We start from the raw sequence: 15,891 nt of genomic DNA on the forward strand, positions 1-15,891 counted from the left end.
GCCGAACATGAAAAACTGGCTGGACGAGATCAAGTGGGACAGTGACGGCCTGGTGCCGGCCATTGCCCAGGACTACAAGACCGGGCGCGTATTGATGATGGCCTGGATGAACCGCGAAGCGCTGAGCCTTACCGCCACTGAGCAGCGCGCCATCTACTGGTCACGTTCGCGTGGCAGACTGTGGCGCAAGGGCGAAGAATCCGGGCACGTGCAGGTGCTGCATGAAATGCGCCTGGACTGCGACGCCGACGTGGTGATCCTGATGGTCGACCAGATCGGCGACATCGCCTGCCATACCGGGCGCCACAGCTGTTTCTATCGCGTCTTCGAAGACGGCGAATGGAAGACAGTGGACCCAGTGCTTAAAGACCCGCACGCCATTTATTCGGCAGGACACTGAACATGAGCGATACCCTGAACCGTGTGGCCCAGGTGCTGGAAGACCGCAAAGGCGCGGATGCCGACAGCTCCTATGTCGCTAGCCTTTACCACAAGGGTCTGAACAAGATTCTGGAAAAACTCGGCGAAGAATCCGTCGAGACCATCATTGCGGCCAAGGACGCGCAAATCAGCGGTGATTACAGCGATGTAATCTATGAGACCGCCGACTTGTGGTTCCATAGCCTGGTCATGCTTGCCCAACTGGGGCAGCATCCACAGGCCGTGCTGGATGAACTGGACCGTCGCTTCGGCTTGTCCGGGCACGCCGAAAAGGCCTCGCGCCCGTCCGCCTGATTAACCAAGACTTGAGGATTTGCAGCATGGGCATTTTTGACTGGAAACACTGGATCGTCATTCTGGTGGTGGTTGTTCTGGTGTTCGGCACCAAGAAACTGAAAAACCTCGGCACCGACGTCGGCGAGTCGATCAAGGGCTTTCGTAAAGCCATGAACGACGACGAGAAACCCGCCGAGCCAAGCGCAAACCCGGTGCCACCGGCACAGCCTGTGCACCCGCAGGCCGCCCAGCCGATCACCGAGCGTCGTACCTTCGACGTGCAGGCTGAAAAAGTCCAAGAGCCGACCCGCAAAGACTCGTGAGCACTGACTAATGTTTGGTATCAGCTTCTCTGAACTGCTGCTCGTCGGCCTGGTGGCCCTGCTGGTACTGGGGCCCGAACGCCTGCCGGGTGCCGCACGCACTGCCGGCCTGTGGATCGGGCGCCTGAAACGCAGTTTCAACGCGATCAAACAGGAAGTTGAACGGGAAATCGGTGCCGACGAGATCCGCCGGCAATTGCACAACGAACATATCCTGTCGTTGGAGCAGGAGGCGCGCAAGATTCTTTCCCCGGTGCAGGAGCCGGCCAAGCCGGTCACTCCGGTGGCCGAGCAGAGCATCGCGCCGGTCCCCGCTGCAGAACCCGTGCCCGCCCCCACAGAGCCCGCGCCGACACCCGTTACGTCGCCCGCGCCCCATGACCCTACATTGCCGCCGCGAGCCCCATGAGCGCTGATAAACCGGAAAACGACCAGCACATGCCGCTGGTCTCGCACCTCACCGAGTTGCGTACCCGCCTGCTGCGTTGCGTAGCGGCCATCTTCATCATCTTTGCCGGGCTGTTTGCCTTCACCCAGCAGATCTACACCTTTGTTTCCACGCCGTTGCGCCAGTACCTGCCTGTCGGCGCGACGATGATTGCCACCGACGTGTCGTCGCCGTTCCTGACGCCATTGAAGCTGACCATGATGGTTTCGCTGTTCCTGGCGATCCCGGTGATCCTGCATCAGATCTGGGGCTTTATTGCGCCGGGCCTGTACAAGCACGAGAAGCGCATCGCAGTGCCGTTGCTGGTGTCGAGCATCCTGCTGTTCTATACCGGCATGGCCTTCGCCTACTTCCTGGTGTTCCCGCTGATCTTCAAGTTCTTCGCCGCCGCCACCCCGGCCGGCGTGGAGATGATGACCGATATCACCAGCTACCTCGACTTCGTGATGACGCTGTTCTTCGCCTTTGGCGTGGCCTTCGAAATCCCGGTGGCGGTGGTGTTGCTGGTGTGGATCGGAGTGGTCGACGTCAAGTACCTGAAGAAGATCCGCCCGTACGTGATCATCGGCTGCTTCGTGGTCGGCATGATCCTCACGCCGCCGGACATCTTCTCCCAGACCTTGCTGGCCGTGCCGATGTGGATGCTGTTTGAAGTGGGCATCCTGTTCAGCGGCTTGATCAGCAAGCGCGGCGAACACCCGGACGACCAGCCTGCCGACGACGACCAGCCGCCAGCGACCCAGCCGTGAACCTGCTGCTGCTGGAAGACGCCGACTTCATCGCGGCCGACCGCGTGGTGCTGCGTGATCGGCGCCTGGTGCATATGCAGGAAGTCCACCGCGCCGCTGTAGGCGACAACCTGCGCGTGGGCCGCATTGGCGGGCTGATGGGCAATGCCCAACTGCTGCGCCTGGACGCAGGCGAAGCCGAGCTGCAAGTCAGCTTCGACCAACCGCCGCCGCCAAAGCTGCCCCTGACACTGCTGCTGGCCCTGCCCCGCCCGAAGATGCTGCGCCGGGTGCTGCAAACCGTGGCGGCCATGGGCGTGCCCAAGGTCGTGCTGGTCAACAGCTACCGCGTGGAAAAAAGCTTCTGGCAGACCCCATTCCTGGAGCCCGAGGCGGTTCGCGAGCAACTGATCCTCGGCCTGGAACAGGCGCGGGACACGGTGCTGCCCGAGATCATTATCGAAAAGCGCTTCAAGCCGTTTGTCGAAGATCGCCTGCCGGCCATGACTGCCGGCACCCTGGGCCTGATCGGTCATCCCGGTGATTACCCTGCGTGCCCTCGGGGGCTGGATGAGCCGGTAACACTGGCAATTGGCCCGGAAGGCGGCTGGATTCCCTATGAAGTCGAGCTGCTGACCAAGGCCGGTTTGCAACCGGTGCAGCTTGGTGCGCGCATCCTACGGGTTGAAACCGCCGTGACGGCCCTGCTCGCCCGACTGTTCTGATATCAAATCCAAAAACACCGCAACCTAAATGTGGGAGGGGGCTTGCCCCCGATAGCGGTGTATGAATCACTGAATGTGGTGGCTGACACTCTGCCATCGAGGCATAGGTATCTACACAACTTTGGGCATTGCGCCGAACCTGTGGCGAGGGAGCTTGCTCCCGTGCTGACGGACAGCCGACGCTTATCTACCTGACATCCTACGATCAAACTGTGAGTGCTGGCTTGCTCGCGAAGGCGGCCTGACAGCCGACACAGTTATACCGAGTACATATCCATTCCTGCGGTAACGGCCACTTGGGGTTCCGCCCTGACGGCGGCTCACTTTTGAAAAGCGCAAAAGTAAGCAAAACGCTCTTGCCCCACCACTCGGCACCTCGCCCAGGCTCGGTGTGCCCGTAATCCGCCAGTGATTTGGGGGGCCGCCGCCCCGCGCCATCCATGGCGCGGGGCGGCTAAACCGGCATCCCTGCCGGTTTACCCCCCAAATCCCTGTCGAATTCCGGCCAGCGTGGTTTGACGGGGCGCCTGAGATCAAAAGCAGATCAAGATCAAGAGCGGCTCGCTTCGCATCGTGGTTACCATTGGCGACTACAAAGTTGTGTAGATACCTATGGCCATCGGGGCAAGCCCCCTCTCACATTGGATCTGTGGCGCTACAGAATCCTATGCCCATGCCGATAGCCTCTGAATAAGTCCAAGCCTTGTTCCAGGGGAGTTCGCAGCATGTATCGTTGGTTAGCCGAGAAACTGGGGAATGTAAGCGTCAACCGAAAGCTGAGCGTCGGCTTTGGCCTGGTGTTGATCCTGACGCTGTTGATCACCTTTACCGGCTGGACCGGCCTGGGCGACGTGATCAATCGCGGCGATAAGCTGGGTTTTATCTCCAGCCTCAATGGCCTGACCAAAGACCTGCGCCTGGCGCGCCTGGACTTTGATATGCGCCGCGGCGAACAAGGCACCGACGCGGTCACCGGCCTGATTACTCAGTTGGACAATGGCCTTGAAACCGCCGCGCAGTTAATCGAACAGCCCAATGACAAGGCCCTCGTCGAACAACAACAGGAAGCGTTGAGCCAATACAAAAAAGCCTTCGCGGCCATGGTCCAGGCGGGCCTCAAGCGTGAGGGCGCGCGCAGCAAGCTCGGCGACACCGCCGACAATGCCGTGGCCAAAACCAACGAGATTGAAAAAAGCCTCCTGCAAGGCGACAGCGTCACCCAGTTCAACAGCGTGGTTGACCTGGCCAAGCTGATCCAGCAAGCGCGCTTCCAGGTACGCGGCTACACCTACAGCGGCAAAGTCGAGGCCGAGCAACCGGCCCTTGATGCCATCGACAATGCCCTGAAGAAAATCACCGAACTGCAAAGCCAACTGCCAGCGCCCTACCAGGCCAACCTGCAAGAGGCTGGTGTCTCACTGCAAGCCTATCGCGCCGCCGTCAGCCAATATCGCGACTCCCAGGTGGCCAGTGCCGCCGCACTTAAAATCATGAGCGCCCAGGGCGATATTCTGCTGGGCCATAGCGAGAAACTCACCACGTCGCAAACCGCAGTGCGCGACCACGATGTGGCCCAGGCCAAGTATCTGTTGCTGCTCGCCACCGTACTGGCGATGGTCTTCGGCCTGTTCGCAGCCTGGGCCATCACCCGCCAGATCGTCATCCCGCTGAACCAGACCCTCAAGGTCGCCGAGCGCGTGGCCTCCGGCGACCTGAGCCACAACCTGGACTCTGGCCGCCAGGACGAGCTGGGCCAGTTGCAACGCGCCATGCAGAGCATGACCGTGGGCCTGCGCGCGTTGATCGGTGGTATCAGCGACGGCGTCACCCAGATCGCCAGCGCGGCCGAGCAGTTGTCGGCCGTGACTGAACAGACCAGCGCGGGGGTCAACAGCCAAAAGGTCGAGACCGATCAGGTCGCCACCGCCATGAACGAAATGGCCGCCACCGTGCAGGAAGTTGCACGCAATGCCGAGCAAGCCTCGGAAGCTGCTGTGGCCGCCGACCAACAGGCCCGTGAAGGTGACAAGGTGGTCGGCGAAGCCATCGCCCAGATCGAACGTCTGGCGACCGAAGTCGGCAACTCCACCCTCGCCATGGGCGACCTGAAGCGCGAAAGCGACAAGATCGGCAGCGTGCTTGACGTGATCAAATCCGTCGCCCAGCAAACCAACCTGCTGGCGCTGAATGCGGCCATTGAAGCGGCGCGTGCCGGGGAGGCCGGGCGTGGCTTCGCGGTGGTGGCCGATGAAGTGCGCAGCCTGGCCCAGCGCACACAGAAGTCCACCGAAGAGATTGAAGAGCTGATCGTCGGCCTGCAAAACGGTACCCAGCAGGTGGCCTCCATCATGGACAACAGCCGTGGGCTGACCGACAGCAGCGTTGAACTGACTCGTCGCGCCGGCAGCGCATTGGCGAATATCACCCGCACGGTTTCAACCATCCAGGCGATGAACTCACAAATCGCCACCGCCGCCGAGCAACAGAGCGCCGTAGCCGAAGAGATCAACCGCAGCGTGTTGAATGTGCGTGACGTATCCGAACAGACGTCCTCGGCCAGCGAAGAAACCGCTGCGTCGAGTGCAGAACTGGCGCGCCTGGGCATTCATCTGCAAGCATTGGTCGGCCGCTTCAGGGTCTGACACGCTCACACCAGGGAGTGGCCCTGCTGGGTGCTCCCTGCAACTTGTGAAATTTCCTACACATCTTTCAGGTCAACACTTACGCGCCCCGTGCCGAAAAGATTTAGCGTTCCCACTCCTCCTGACCTGCGTCAGTCGGACTGCGAGACGCTTTCTCTTTGCTGATGGAGGTGCATCATGTTTCGACCACTGACACGCGTATTGGGCAATACCAGCGTCACCCTCAAGCTTATCCTTGGCTTCGGCCTGGTGCTGGCACTGTGCATTGCTGTCGCCCTGACGGGATGGCAGGCACTGAACGACTCGCTCTTTCGTGCACAAACCTTGACCACCCTTTCTCGATTGGCCGTGACCGGTGAAGAACTACGCGCCGAACGGATTGTGTACCGCACCCTCAATGAACCGACGAACTTCGACAAGATCGGCCGGCACATGGAAAGAATCGACGGTTACCTGGTCGAGTTGGCGGATCGCCTGAAAATCCAGGCACATCTGCAGCAAGTCCAAGACTCCAGTCGCCTCAGCGCGCGCTTCAAGACCGCACTGGGCGGGCTACCCACCTTGATGCAACAACGTGAGCAAGCGCAGAAGGGGCTCACCAGCAGTTCTGTGGCGGCCAGCGACACCCTTGGACAATTTTCCAGTGACTTGCCCGACCAGAACGATGAGAAAGCCTTGGATAGCGTGGAAAACCTGCGCCTGGCCTTGGAAAAAGCCGAAGACCGCGCCAAGACACCGGCATGGGCCGCAGACACACTGCAGATTTACACCCAAGGCGTGGACGACGCGCTCAAGGCCCTCGACGGTGCTCAGTCTGCCGTGACGGCTTTAGCGGTCGACAGCACCGCTCTGAACAGCGCCCTGCTCGACTATCGCGCCCAACTCAACCGCGTCAAGGACGCGCAGGTCACTGTTGAAAACACCCAGAATCAACTGGAGCAGTGGCTGGACCAGTTACTCTCGCAAAGCGACCGCCTGAGCGAGGAACAGACCCTGCAACGCGACAAAGAAGCAGACTTGGCTCGCCTGATGTTGCTCTACGTGACAGGCGCAGCGCTGCTGCTCGGGGCCCTCGCCGCCTGGCTGATCGCCGGCCAGATCGTGCGGCCGTTGCGCCAGGCGCTGCTGACAGCCAACCGCATCGCCGAGGGCGACCTGAGTCACGATATCACTACCTCGCGGCGCGACGAACTGGGCCAATTGCAACGCAGCATCGGCCAGATGACGCTCAACCTGCGCGCCCTGATCGGCGGTATCAACGACAGCGCCCGCCAGATCGCAAGCGCCGCCGAGCAACTGTCCGCCGTTACCGAGCAAACCCGCGCCGGGGTCAATGGCCAGAAACTGGAAACCGAGCAAGTCGCCACCGCTATGAACGAAATGCTCGCTACCTCCCAAGAGGTCGCTCGTCATGCAGAGCAAGCCTCGATTGCCGCCACTGAGGCTGATCAACAAGCGGGGGTGGGCGACCAGGTGGTGGGCGAAGCGATTACCCATATCGAACATCTGGCCGAGCAGATGAACCGCTCGAGCCTGGCGATGCAAGGCTTGCAACAGGAAAGCCAGAAGATCGGCAGCGTGCTGGAGGTGATCAAATCGGTGTCCGAGCAAACCAACCTGCTGGCCCTTAACGCCGCTATCGAAGCGGCACGCGCGGGTGAGGCCGGTCGTGGTTTCGCCGTAGTGGCCGACGAAGTACGCACCCTGGCCCAGCGCACCCAGCAATCAGCCGAGGAAATCGAGGTATTGATCGAGGGTTTGCAGCGTGGCACGCAACACACCGCCGATATCCTGGACAACAGCCTCAGCCTGACCGACAACAGCGTGGAGCTGACGCGCCGCGCAGGCGCAGCCCTTGCCAACATCACCCGTACGGTATCGGTGATTCAGGAGATGAACCCGCAGATTGCCGCAGCAGCCGAGGAGCAAAGCGCGGTAGCCGAAGAGATCAACCGCAGCGTACTGAAGGTCAAGGATGCGTCGGAACAAACTTCGACCGCCAGTGAGCAGACGGCGGCGGCCAGCATTGAGCTAGCGCGCCTGGGCACAGACCTGGCGCGCTCGGTAGGCCGGTTCAAGGTCTGAGCAGTTACAACACCTGGCGCAGGAAGGCTTGGGCGCGCGGGTCTTTCGGCGCTGCGAAGAATTCGGCGGGTGCTGCGTCCTCCAACAGTTTGCCATGGTCGAAGAACAGCACCCGGTCCGCCACTTCGCGAGCAAAGCCCATCTCGTGGGTCACGCAGACCATGGTCATGCCTTCCAGGGCCAGGGTCTTCATGACGTCGAGGACTTCGCCAACCATTTCCGGGTCGAGCGCCGAGGTGGGCTCGTCAAACAGCATCACCTTGGGCTCCATGGCCAGCGCCCGGGCAATCGCAACCCGCTGCTGTTGGCCGCCAGACAGGCGCGATGGAAACTCATGGGCCTTCTGCGCGATACCCACCTTTTCCAACAGAGCCAGCGCCTTGGCCTCGCGCTCTTGCTTGCCGCGCTTACGCACGACCTTTTGCGCCAGGCACAGGTTTTCCAGCACGGTCATGTGGGGGAACAGGTTGAAATGCTGAAACACCATGCCGACTTCACGGCGATAGGCGTTCACATCGGTTTTAGGATCGGCCAATTGCAGGCCATCAATGCTCACCGAGCCCGAGTCGAACGCCTCCAACCCATTGAGGCAGCGCAGGAAGGTGGACTTGCCGGAACCGGACGGGCCAATGACCACCAGCACTTCGCCCTTGGCCACCTGGGTAGTGACGTGATCCACCGCGCGTACCACATGCCCACGGGTGTCGAAGACTTTTACCAGATCGCGCACTTCAATCACTTTGGGCGAGCCTCCGCTCAAGCCGGCTGGCCATTTTCGACAGCGGCAGGTTGATCAGCAGGTACAGGCCTGCCACACAGAACAGGATCTCGAATGGCGAAAACGAGGTGGTGATCACTTCGCGGCCACTCTTGAGCAATTCGGTAATCGCAATCACCGACACCAGGGACGTGTCCTTGACCAGGCTGATAAATTGCCCGGCCAGGGGTGGCAGCACGCGCTTGAAGGCTTGCGGCAACACCACATGGCGCATCGACTGGCTGGCGCTCAAGCCCAAGGAACGCGCCGCTTCATCCTGGCCACGGGTGATGGACTGCACGCCGGCGCGGACGATTTCGGCCACGTAGGCGCCGGTGAACAACGATAGCGCGGCGATCCCGGCAAACTCCCGGGACAGGTTGAGCACCGTGCCGATGAAGAAATAGAAAATGAAAATCTGCACCAGCAGCGGCGTACCGCGCACCAGTTCGACGTAGATCGTCGACAAATCCCGCAGGGTCGGGTTTTTGGAGAGCCGGCACAAACCGGTCGCCAGCCCTATCGCCAAGCCCAGGATGCCGGACACCACTGACAGCCACAACGTGGTCCACAAGCCCCACATCAACGGCCCCAGCGCCCACTGGCGGGTCACGCCGACCACATCGCCTTCAGCCACATCGTCGCCACGCGCCACTTGCAGGCTGTTGTCGGCAACTGTGAGCTTTTGCTCGGCCCCCGCGTCGTTGCGCAGGGTGACTTCGGCCACATCGCCTTTACGCACCAACTCGACCACGGTGGAAATATCCGCGGCGCGCTGGGAGGTTTCGGCTTGATAGGCGAAGTATTGCGGTACGCGGTTCCAGCGCCATTCGTAGGACATCAACGAGGTGGCGTAGTACAAGGCGCCAGCCAGGCCGACCAGCACGACCACCGTCAGCAGGTGCCAGGGCCATTGGGCTTTTTTCTGTTTCATTTCACTTTCCGGATATGTGTTGCCTGATAGGCCGCCATCGGGGCAAGCCCCCTCCCACATTTGATCTGTAAATACAGTCAAATGTGGGAGCTGGCGTGCCTGCGATGCAGGCAACTCGGTGTCAGGCCTTATTCCATGTCCTTGAGCCACTCGGAGCTCTTGAACCACTTGTCATGGATGCGATCGTAGGTGCCGTCGTTACGGATCTGGTGCAGGAAGTTGTTGATGAAGTTGATGCTGTCGTAATCGCCTTTCTTCAAACCGAACGCCAGGGGTTCAAAGGTGAAGGGTTCTTCCAGGAACACCAGCTTGCCGTTGCCGACTTTCTTCTCGGCTACTACGTTGTACGGCGCGTCATACACAAAGGCATCAGCCTTGCCGTTGACCACATCCAGCACGCCTTCCTGCTCGTTGTCGTAGCCGTGGTACTTGGCCTTGGAAATCAGCTTTTTGGCGACCATCTCACCGGTGGTGCCGAGCTTGGAGGTCAGACGGTATTTCTCATCGTTCAGGTCTTTGTAGGACTTGATGGTGCCTTCCAGGTCCTTGCGGATCAGCAGGGTCTGGCCGACCACGATGAAGGGTTCGCTGAAGTTCAGGCGCAGGTTGCGCTCCTGGGTCAGGGTCATGCCGCTGCCGATCATGTCGAACTTGCCGGTCAGGAAGGCCGGGATGATGCCGTCATAACCGGTGGACACCAGCTCCAGCTTGACCCCCATGGACTTGGCCATGGCCTTGAGGATGTCGACTTCGAAGCCGATGATTTCACCGCGCTTGTCAGTCATTTCGAACGGCATGTAGGTCGGGTCCATGCCGACTTTCAACGTGCCGCGCTTGACCGCATCGTCGATGGCACCAGCCTGGGCCGCAGTGGCAGCGACCATCGCGGTGACGCCGAGCATCAGCATCGAAAGATACTTTTTCATCATCAAGACCCCTGAACGATTCTTATAAGGTCGGCGCACAAAAGGGCTGCGCCATTTCGGGATGCGATCCTAACCCACTCGTTGTCCGTCACAAAGGTTTCACCGGTAAATGTTGTCGGCGTATGTCGTAAAAGTCCTACGGCGGTGCAGTCAAGCGCAGGGGTAGACGCGTTTACGTAGCCCCTCGACAATTGATTGATGTGTAAGTAGTTATGACGATCACTCAATCTCTGCCATCCAGGCCGTGTCCCTGAACCACTTGTCATGCAGGCGATCGTAGGAGCCATCCTGAGCGATCTGATTGAGAAAGTGATTGATCCAGTTGAGGCTGTCGTAATCACCCTTTTTCAAACCAAACGCCAGGGGCTCAAAGGTGAAGGGTTGTTCCAGTGTCAACAAGGCGCTGTTCTGCGGCCGGCTCATCGCGATCAGGTTGTAGGGCGCATCATGGATAAACGCATCGAACTTGCCTTCCACGACCTGCCGCACACCGTCTTCCGGGGTCGTCACCGTGCCCAGTTGAGCAGCCCCCAGAAAACGCTGGGCTGCTGCCTCTCCGGTCGTGCCCTGGATAGTCACCACCCGGTAGCTGGCGTCGTCCAGCTCTTCGATGCTGGAAACGATGCCGGCCAGGCGGGGGTGCAGCAGCACGGTCTGACCCACCACAATGAAAGAGTCGCTGAAGTTGAGCTTCAGGTTGCGCTCTTGGGTGACGGTCATGCCACTGCCAATCAGGTCGAATTTCTTCGCCATCAACCCCGGGACCAAATCCGTATACGGCACTGCAATCAGCTCAAGCTCCACGCCTAGCGCACGGCTCATGGCGCGCAGCAAGTCAATTTCAAAACCGACGATGCGCCCCTGCTTATCGAGCATCTCGAAGGGCACGTAATTGGGCGTGGTCCCCACCTTCAACACGCCGCGACGAACAGCATCGTCCAGGGCGCCCGCACTCAGCAGACCCGCGTAAGCCCATAGGAAAACGCTAACCAGCAATACCGAACAATACCTTTTGATCATGAATGCCCCCGTGGCGAGTCAAATTTTGGGGGCGATGCTAACCCAGCGACAGGCACCACAATACGCCTCGATCAAAGGTCTTTTGTTTCGAAATAACAAGGAGTTAGGGATAAAAGGAAGCGACTGTAAACGCTGTAGGACCAGCGTCTGCAGCGCCCCCGAGGCGAACCCTCGGGGGCGTCTGAATCAGGCCGGTTGGGCCTGCGGCGACTGCGGTTGCAGAGGCAGCAATGGCGCGTGCGGATCAGCCTTGATCGAAGCACGCCAGGCATCGAGCCACTCGGCATGACCTTCGCTCCAGACCTGCTCATGCAGGCGAGCCAGGGCTACCGGGTCACTGAGCAGGGCCAGACGTTCGCTGTTGTTGAGGCCGGCAGGGCCGACTTTCAACGCATGGCGAACGCGCTCCATGCGCAGGTACTCGATCGGCTCGGCCTCACGGTGACGCGAGGTCGCCAAGGCACAGGCGAGGGCGTTCTGCTGCGGGTCGACCACCGAACGCACGAAACCGTCATTGAGGGCGTGCCAACGGTTTTCGTGGGTGTACTTCTCGGTCGACAGCAGCGCTTGCGGCGGATTGTATTCCTCGGGGATCAGGAACAGGCTCTCGTCACGGGACTTGAGGCCCAGCTTGACCCGGCTGGAAATCACCGACACCGGAATCGACAGCATCAGCGAGCCGACAATCGGCACCAGCCACCACAGGAAACTTGGGTTCAACCACACCACCAACAGCGCCCACAGGAAGCCGAGAATGGTTTGCGGGCCGTGACGCTTGACCGCTTCGCTCCAGGGCGTGGAGTCGTCGTCACGCTGCGGCGAGTTCCAGGTGGCGGCCCAACCGAGGAAGGCGGCGAGGACGAAACGGGTGTGGAAAATCATCCGCACCGGCGCCAGCAGCATGGAGAACAACATCTCCAGCAGCATCGACAAGGTCACCTTGAACTTGCCGCCGAACTCCTTGGCACCCTTGGCCCAGATCAGAATGATGCTGAGCAGCTTGGGCAGGAACAACAGCACGATGGTGGTGGAGAACAGCGCCACCGCCTTGTCCGGGTGCCATTGTGGCCACAGCGGGTACAACTGGCGCGGCGCCATGAAGTACTGCGGCTCCATCAGGGTGTTCACCGCCAGCAACGCCGTGGACAACACCAGGAAGAAGAACCACAACGGCGCCGACAGGTAGGACATCACGCCGGTCAGGAACACCGCACGGTGCACCGGGTGCATGCCTTTAACCAGGAACAGGCGGAAGTTCATCAGGTTACCGTGGCACCAGCGACGGTCACGCTTGAGTTCGTCCAGCAGGTTCGGCGGCAGTTCTTCGTAACTGCCCGGCAAGTCGTAGGCAATCCACACGCCCCAGCCGGCACGGCGCATCAGCGCGGCTTCAACGAAGTCGTGGGAGAGGATTGCACCGGCGAATGCGCCCTTACCTGGCAACGGCGCCAGGGCGCAGTGCTCGATAAACGGCTTCATGCGGATAATGGCGTTGTGACCCCAGTAGTGGGATTCACCCAACTGCCAGAAGTGCAGGCCGGCGGTAAACAATGGGCCGTATACGCGGGTAGCGAACTGCTGCATACGCGCATACAGGGTGTCCATGCCCGACGCCCGCGGCGCTGTCTGGATAATCCCCGCATCCGGCGTGGCTTCCATCAGGCGTACCAGGCTGGTCAGGCATTCGCCGCTCATCACGGAGTCAGCGTCGAGAACGACCATGTATTTGTAGTCACCACCCCAGCGACGGCAGAAGTCGTCGAGGTTGCCGCTCTTGCGCTTTACACGACGGCGGCGGCGGCGATAGAAGATCTTGCCAAAGCCGCCAGCTTCGCGGCACACGTCGAGCCAGGCTTGCTGTTCGGCGATGCAGATGTCGGCGTCATTACTGTCGCTGAGCACAAAGAAATCGAAGCGATCCAGGTCACCGGTGGCGGCTACCGATTCGAACGTGGCACGCAAACCTGCAAATACCCGCGGCACGTCTTCGTTGCAGATCGGCATCACCAGTGCAGTGCGCGCATCCTTCGGAATTGGCTCGTTACCGGCACTTTTACCGGAGATGCGGTATTTATCGTGACCGGTCAGCAGTTCAAGGAAGCCCATGAGTGCGGTCCAGAAACCGGCCGAGACCCAGCAGAACAGAATCCCGAACATGATCAGGATGCTGGTTTGCAGCGCGTAAGGCATTACCTGAGTGGCGGTTTGCAGCAGGGTCTGGTTGCGGATCTCATCGAAGTCGACCAGCGACCAGCCCTGGTACGGCATGATGCCTTTCATGTACCAGCCGGCGACAATGGTCTGGCCCAGCATCAACACCAACAGGATATAGCGACGGATCGAACCCACGGTACGCCAGCGGGCAGCGGGCAGTACGCGCTCATCCTTGGGTGGCTTGGGCGGGTTGGTGCGACCCGTCATCCGGCGCCAGCCGCGCACCAGGATGTTGGTGCGCCAAGGCTCGGGCACCACTTTGGTCCGGCGGATCGGCGGCGTGGCTTTAAGGCACACGCGACCGCTGGCGTCGAGCGCCAGCATCTCGGCGTCTTGCAGCTCTTCGGCGCTGTTGAGGGTCAAGCGACGGCCGACCGAAGCCTGGGCGGCCTCAGTCGGTGCGTCGAAAGTCGACGACGACAAGCGTTCGTGCAATTCGCTGAACGAGTTGCAGCCCGCCAGCTCGGCGCGCTGCTCAGCGGTCAACGGGAGGTGCGCCAGATACTCGCTCAGAGTCTCTGGCCGGACATTTGAATTACTCATCGGCAGGCAACTGATAGCTCCAGGTTTCGGTCAGGACTTGTTCGGTCTTGGCCGGCTCCGGTGTGGCTGGGGCAGCTTCTGGCTGCGGGTCTTGCTTGTCTTTTGCGTCTTTCCTGGCCTGTTTCTCGTGCTGCTTGGCCAGGACTTTGTCAGCCTTCAACACGTGATTGGAAACCGGCTCAGGCGCTGGTTGCACCACATCCTGCACCAGTGCCGCACGCATTTCGGTCGGTTTGCCTGCGTCCTTGATCTTCATGCGCAGGGTCAGGCGCCAGCCTTTGGTGTGTTCGTTGTAGCGCACACTGTTTTCAACCAGTTCGGCGTTGTCGCCCACGCTCACCTGGCTGCGCACCGGGGCGTCCGGCAGCAGTTTCTTCAGGGCCGGGCCCTCGAAGTCCACCAGGTAGGCCACGCTGCCATCGGGCTGACGGATCAGGTTGGATTGCTTCACGTCACCGGTAGAACGCAGGGTCTGCTTGACCCAGGCGCTGTCCGGCGAATGGAATGCAGCGTCGTCCAGGGTCCAGTGCAGACGGTAGGCGATGTCCAGCGGCTTGCCGACTTCCGGCAGTTCGGCCGGGCTCCAGAACGCCACGATGTTGTCGTTGGTTTCATCGGCAGTCGGGATCTCTACCAGGTCAACGGAGCCTTTGCCCCAATCGCCTTCAGGTTCGATCCAGGCGCTTGGGCGCTTGTCGTAGTTGTCGTCCAGGTCTTCGTAGTGGCTGAAGTTGCGGCCACGTTGCAGCAGGCCGAACCCACGCGGGTTCTCGACGCTGAAGTTGCTGACCGACAGGTGTTTAGGGTTGTTCAACGGGCGCCAGATCCATTCGCCATTGCCGGCGTGGATCGACAGGCCGCTGGAATCGTGGAGCTCGCGACGGTAGTTAAGCACCTTGGAAGGCTGGTTGGCGCCGAACAGGAACATCGAGGTCAACGGGGCAACCCCCAGCTTGCTGACCTTGTCGCGCAGAAACATCTGGGACTTCACATCGACCACGGTGTCAGTGCCGGGCCGCAGGATCAGACGATAGGCACCGGTAGCGCGCGGCGAGTCCAGCAGGGCGAAGATCACCAGGTGCTTGTCGCCCGGCTTTGGACGCTCGATCCAGAACTCGGTGAACCGCGGGAACTCTTCACCGGACGGCAGCGCGGTATCGATAGCCATGCCACGGGCAGACAGGCCATACACCTGGTCCTTGCCGACGACGCGGAAATAGCTCGCGCCGAGCATGGTCATGATTTCGTCTTGCTTGTCGGCCTTGTTGATCGGGAAAAGCACACGGAAACCGGCATAACCCAGTTGCTCGGTAGCTTTGGGATCAAATTTCACGTCACCGAAATCGAAGCGAGTCGGGTCGTACTTGATTTCATGCACGCTGTCAGCGGTGACTTCATTGATTTTCACCGGCGTATCGAAATGCATACCCTGGTGATAGAAGGACAGCTTGAACGGGGTGTTCTGATCGGCCCACTCGGCTTTTTCGTTGCGGAAACGAATCTTCTGGTAGTCAGCGAATTTCATTTCGCGGAATTCGTTCGGCAGATTGCTGCGCGGAGCTTCGTATTTCTGCCCGGCCAGCTCTTTTGCCTTGGCCGACACATCATCCAGACTGAATGCCCACAGTTGACCCGCGCCGAACAGGCAAAACAGGGCAGAGCCCGTTACCAGTGCGTTTCGTAACCGTTTGGCAGACAATTTTGGTGCATTACAGGGACTAACAATCACGAGCAACCCTCGCCGAAAACAGATCAAAAAACCAACGGCCAGCTATCTATATGCCAGGTTGGCGAGCAATGTTCCGACTCCCCCAAGGCAAAATGATTCC

General features: G+C 60.3%; 14 protein-coding genes and 1 pseudogene. 9 read left to right on the forward strand and 6 right to left on the reverse strand.

The annotated features are described in order from the left end of the window. The first annotated feature begins 7 nt into the window (after positions 1 to 7). The 9 genes and pseudogenes from hisI (at position 8) to QMK52_RS05250 (ending at position 7,668) form a co-directional block, all read left to right on the forward strand. Entirely contained in the window at positions 8 to 400 is a 393-nt protein-coding gene (hisI, locus tag QMK52_RS05215; protein WP_005783996.1) for a phosphoribosyl-AMP cyclohydrolase, read from the forward strand. 2 nt (positions 401 to 402) lie between these two features. Then, positions 403 to 735, forward strand: coding sequence for a phosphoribosyl-ATP diphosphatase (locus QMK52_RS05220; RefSeq protein ID WP_003187881.1), 333 nt, complete (start codon positions 403 to 405; stop codon positions 733 to 735). 26 nt (positions 736 to 761) lie between these two features. Then, on the forward strand, positions 762 to 1,040 hold the full coding sequence (locus QMK52_RS05225) for a twin-arginine translocase TatA/TatE family subunit (protein WP_005783993.1): 279 nt from the start codon (positions 762 to 764) through the stop codon (positions 1,038 to 1,040). Between the two features lie 10 nt (positions 1,041 to 1,050). Then, on the forward strand, positions 1,051 to 1,449 hold the full coding sequence (gene tatB, locus QMK52_RS05230; RefSeq protein ID WP_005783991.1) for a Sec-independent protein translocase protein TatB: 399 nt from the start codon (positions 1,051 to 1,053) through the stop codon (positions 1,447 to 1,449). After that, the gene (gene tatC / locus QMK52_RS05235) at positions 1,446 to 2,237 is read left to right on the forward strand and encodes a twin-arginine translocase subunit TatC (protein WP_005783990.1); all 792 of its coding nucleotides are present in this window, start codon (positions 1,446 to 1,448) and stop codon (positions 2,235 to 2,237) included. Before tatB ends, tatC begins: the two co-directional genes overlap by 4 nt. Continuing rightward, a complete protein-coding gene (locus QMK52_RS05240) occupies positions 2,234 to 2,941 on the forward strand; it encodes a 16S rRNA (uracil(1498)-N(3))-methyltransferase (protein ID WP_005783988.1) in 708 nt (235 codons plus the stop codon). Before tatC ends, QMK52_RS05240 begins: the two co-directional genes overlap by 4 nt. 725 nt (positions 2,942 to 3,666) lie before the next feature. Beyond that, positions 3,667 to 4,677 (forward strand): annotated as a pseudogene (locus tag QMK52_RS27320) (methyl-accepting chemotaxis protein); the annotation flags it as partial. A gap of 201 nt (positions 4,678 to 4,878) precedes the next feature. Beyond that, positions 4,879 to 5,583, forward strand: a complete 705-nt coding sequence (locus tag QMK52_RS27325; RefSeq protein WP_371920241.1) for a methyl-accepting chemotaxis protein — start codon at positions 4,879 to 4,881, stop codon at positions 5,581 to 5,583. Between the two features lie 177 nt (positions 5,584 to 5,760). Further along, complete coding sequence (locus QMK52_RS05250) at positions 5,761 to 7,668, forward strand: methyl-accepting chemotaxis protein (RefSeq protein ID WP_320403881.1); 1,908 nt, start codon at positions 5,761 to 5,763, stop codon at positions 7,666 to 7,668. Positions 7,669 to 7,672: 4 nt separating this feature from the next. Here QMK52_RS05250 and QMK52_RS05255 read toward each other — a convergent pair whose 3' ends face one another. The 6 genes from QMK52_RS05255 to QMK52_RS05280 form a co-directional block, all read right to left on the reverse strand. Then, positions 7,673 to 8,407, reverse strand: a complete 735-nt coding sequence (locus tag QMK52_RS05255; protein WP_005783982.1) for an amino acid ABC transporter ATP-binding protein — start codon at positions 8,405 to 8,407, stop codon at positions 7,673 to 7,675. Further along, entirely contained in the window at positions 8,400 to 9,359 is a 960-nt protein-coding gene (locus tag QMK52_RS05260) for an amino acid ABC transporter permease (RefSeq protein WP_005783980.1), read from the reverse strand. Before QMK52_RS05260 ends, QMK52_RS05255 begins: the two co-directional genes overlap by 8 nt. Positions 9,360 to 9,487: 128 nt before the next feature. Beyond that, positions 9,488 to 10,285, reverse strand: coding sequence for a transporter substrate-binding domain-containing protein (locus QMK52_RS05265; RefSeq protein ID WP_005783978.1), 798 nt, complete (start codon positions 10,283 to 10,285; stop codon positions 9,488 to 9,490). A 219-nt stretch (positions 10,286 to 10,504) separates the two neighbouring features. Then, complete coding sequence (locus QMK52_RS05270; protein WP_194439886.1) at positions 10,505 to 11,305, reverse strand: transporter substrate-binding domain-containing protein; 801 nt, start codon at positions 11,303 to 11,305, stop codon at positions 10,505 to 10,507. A 186-nt stretch (positions 11,306 to 11,491) separates the two neighbouring features. Beyond that, on the reverse strand, positions 11,492 to 14,062 hold the full coding sequence (gene mdoH / locus QMK52_RS05275) for a glucans biosynthesis glucosyltransferase MdoH (RefSeq protein WP_320403882.1): 2,571 nt from the start codon (positions 14,060 to 14,062) through the stop codon (positions 11,492 to 11,494). Continuing rightward, on the reverse strand, positions 14,055 to 15,791 hold the full coding sequence (locus tag QMK52_RS05280) for a glucan biosynthesis protein G (RefSeq protein ID WP_005783973.1): 1,737 nt from the start codon (positions 15,789 to 15,791) through the stop codon (positions 14,055 to 14,057). Before QMK52_RS05280 ends, mdoH begins: the two co-directional genes overlap by 8 nt. Positions 15,792 to 15,891: the final 100 nt, after the last annotated feature.

The organism is Pseudomonas sp. P9_2 (assembly GCF_034008255.1).
GTDB classification, from domain to species: domain Bacteria; phylum Pseudomonadota; class Gammaproteobacteria; order Pseudomonadales; family Pseudomonadaceae; genus Aquipseudomonas; species Aquipseudomonas synxantha_A.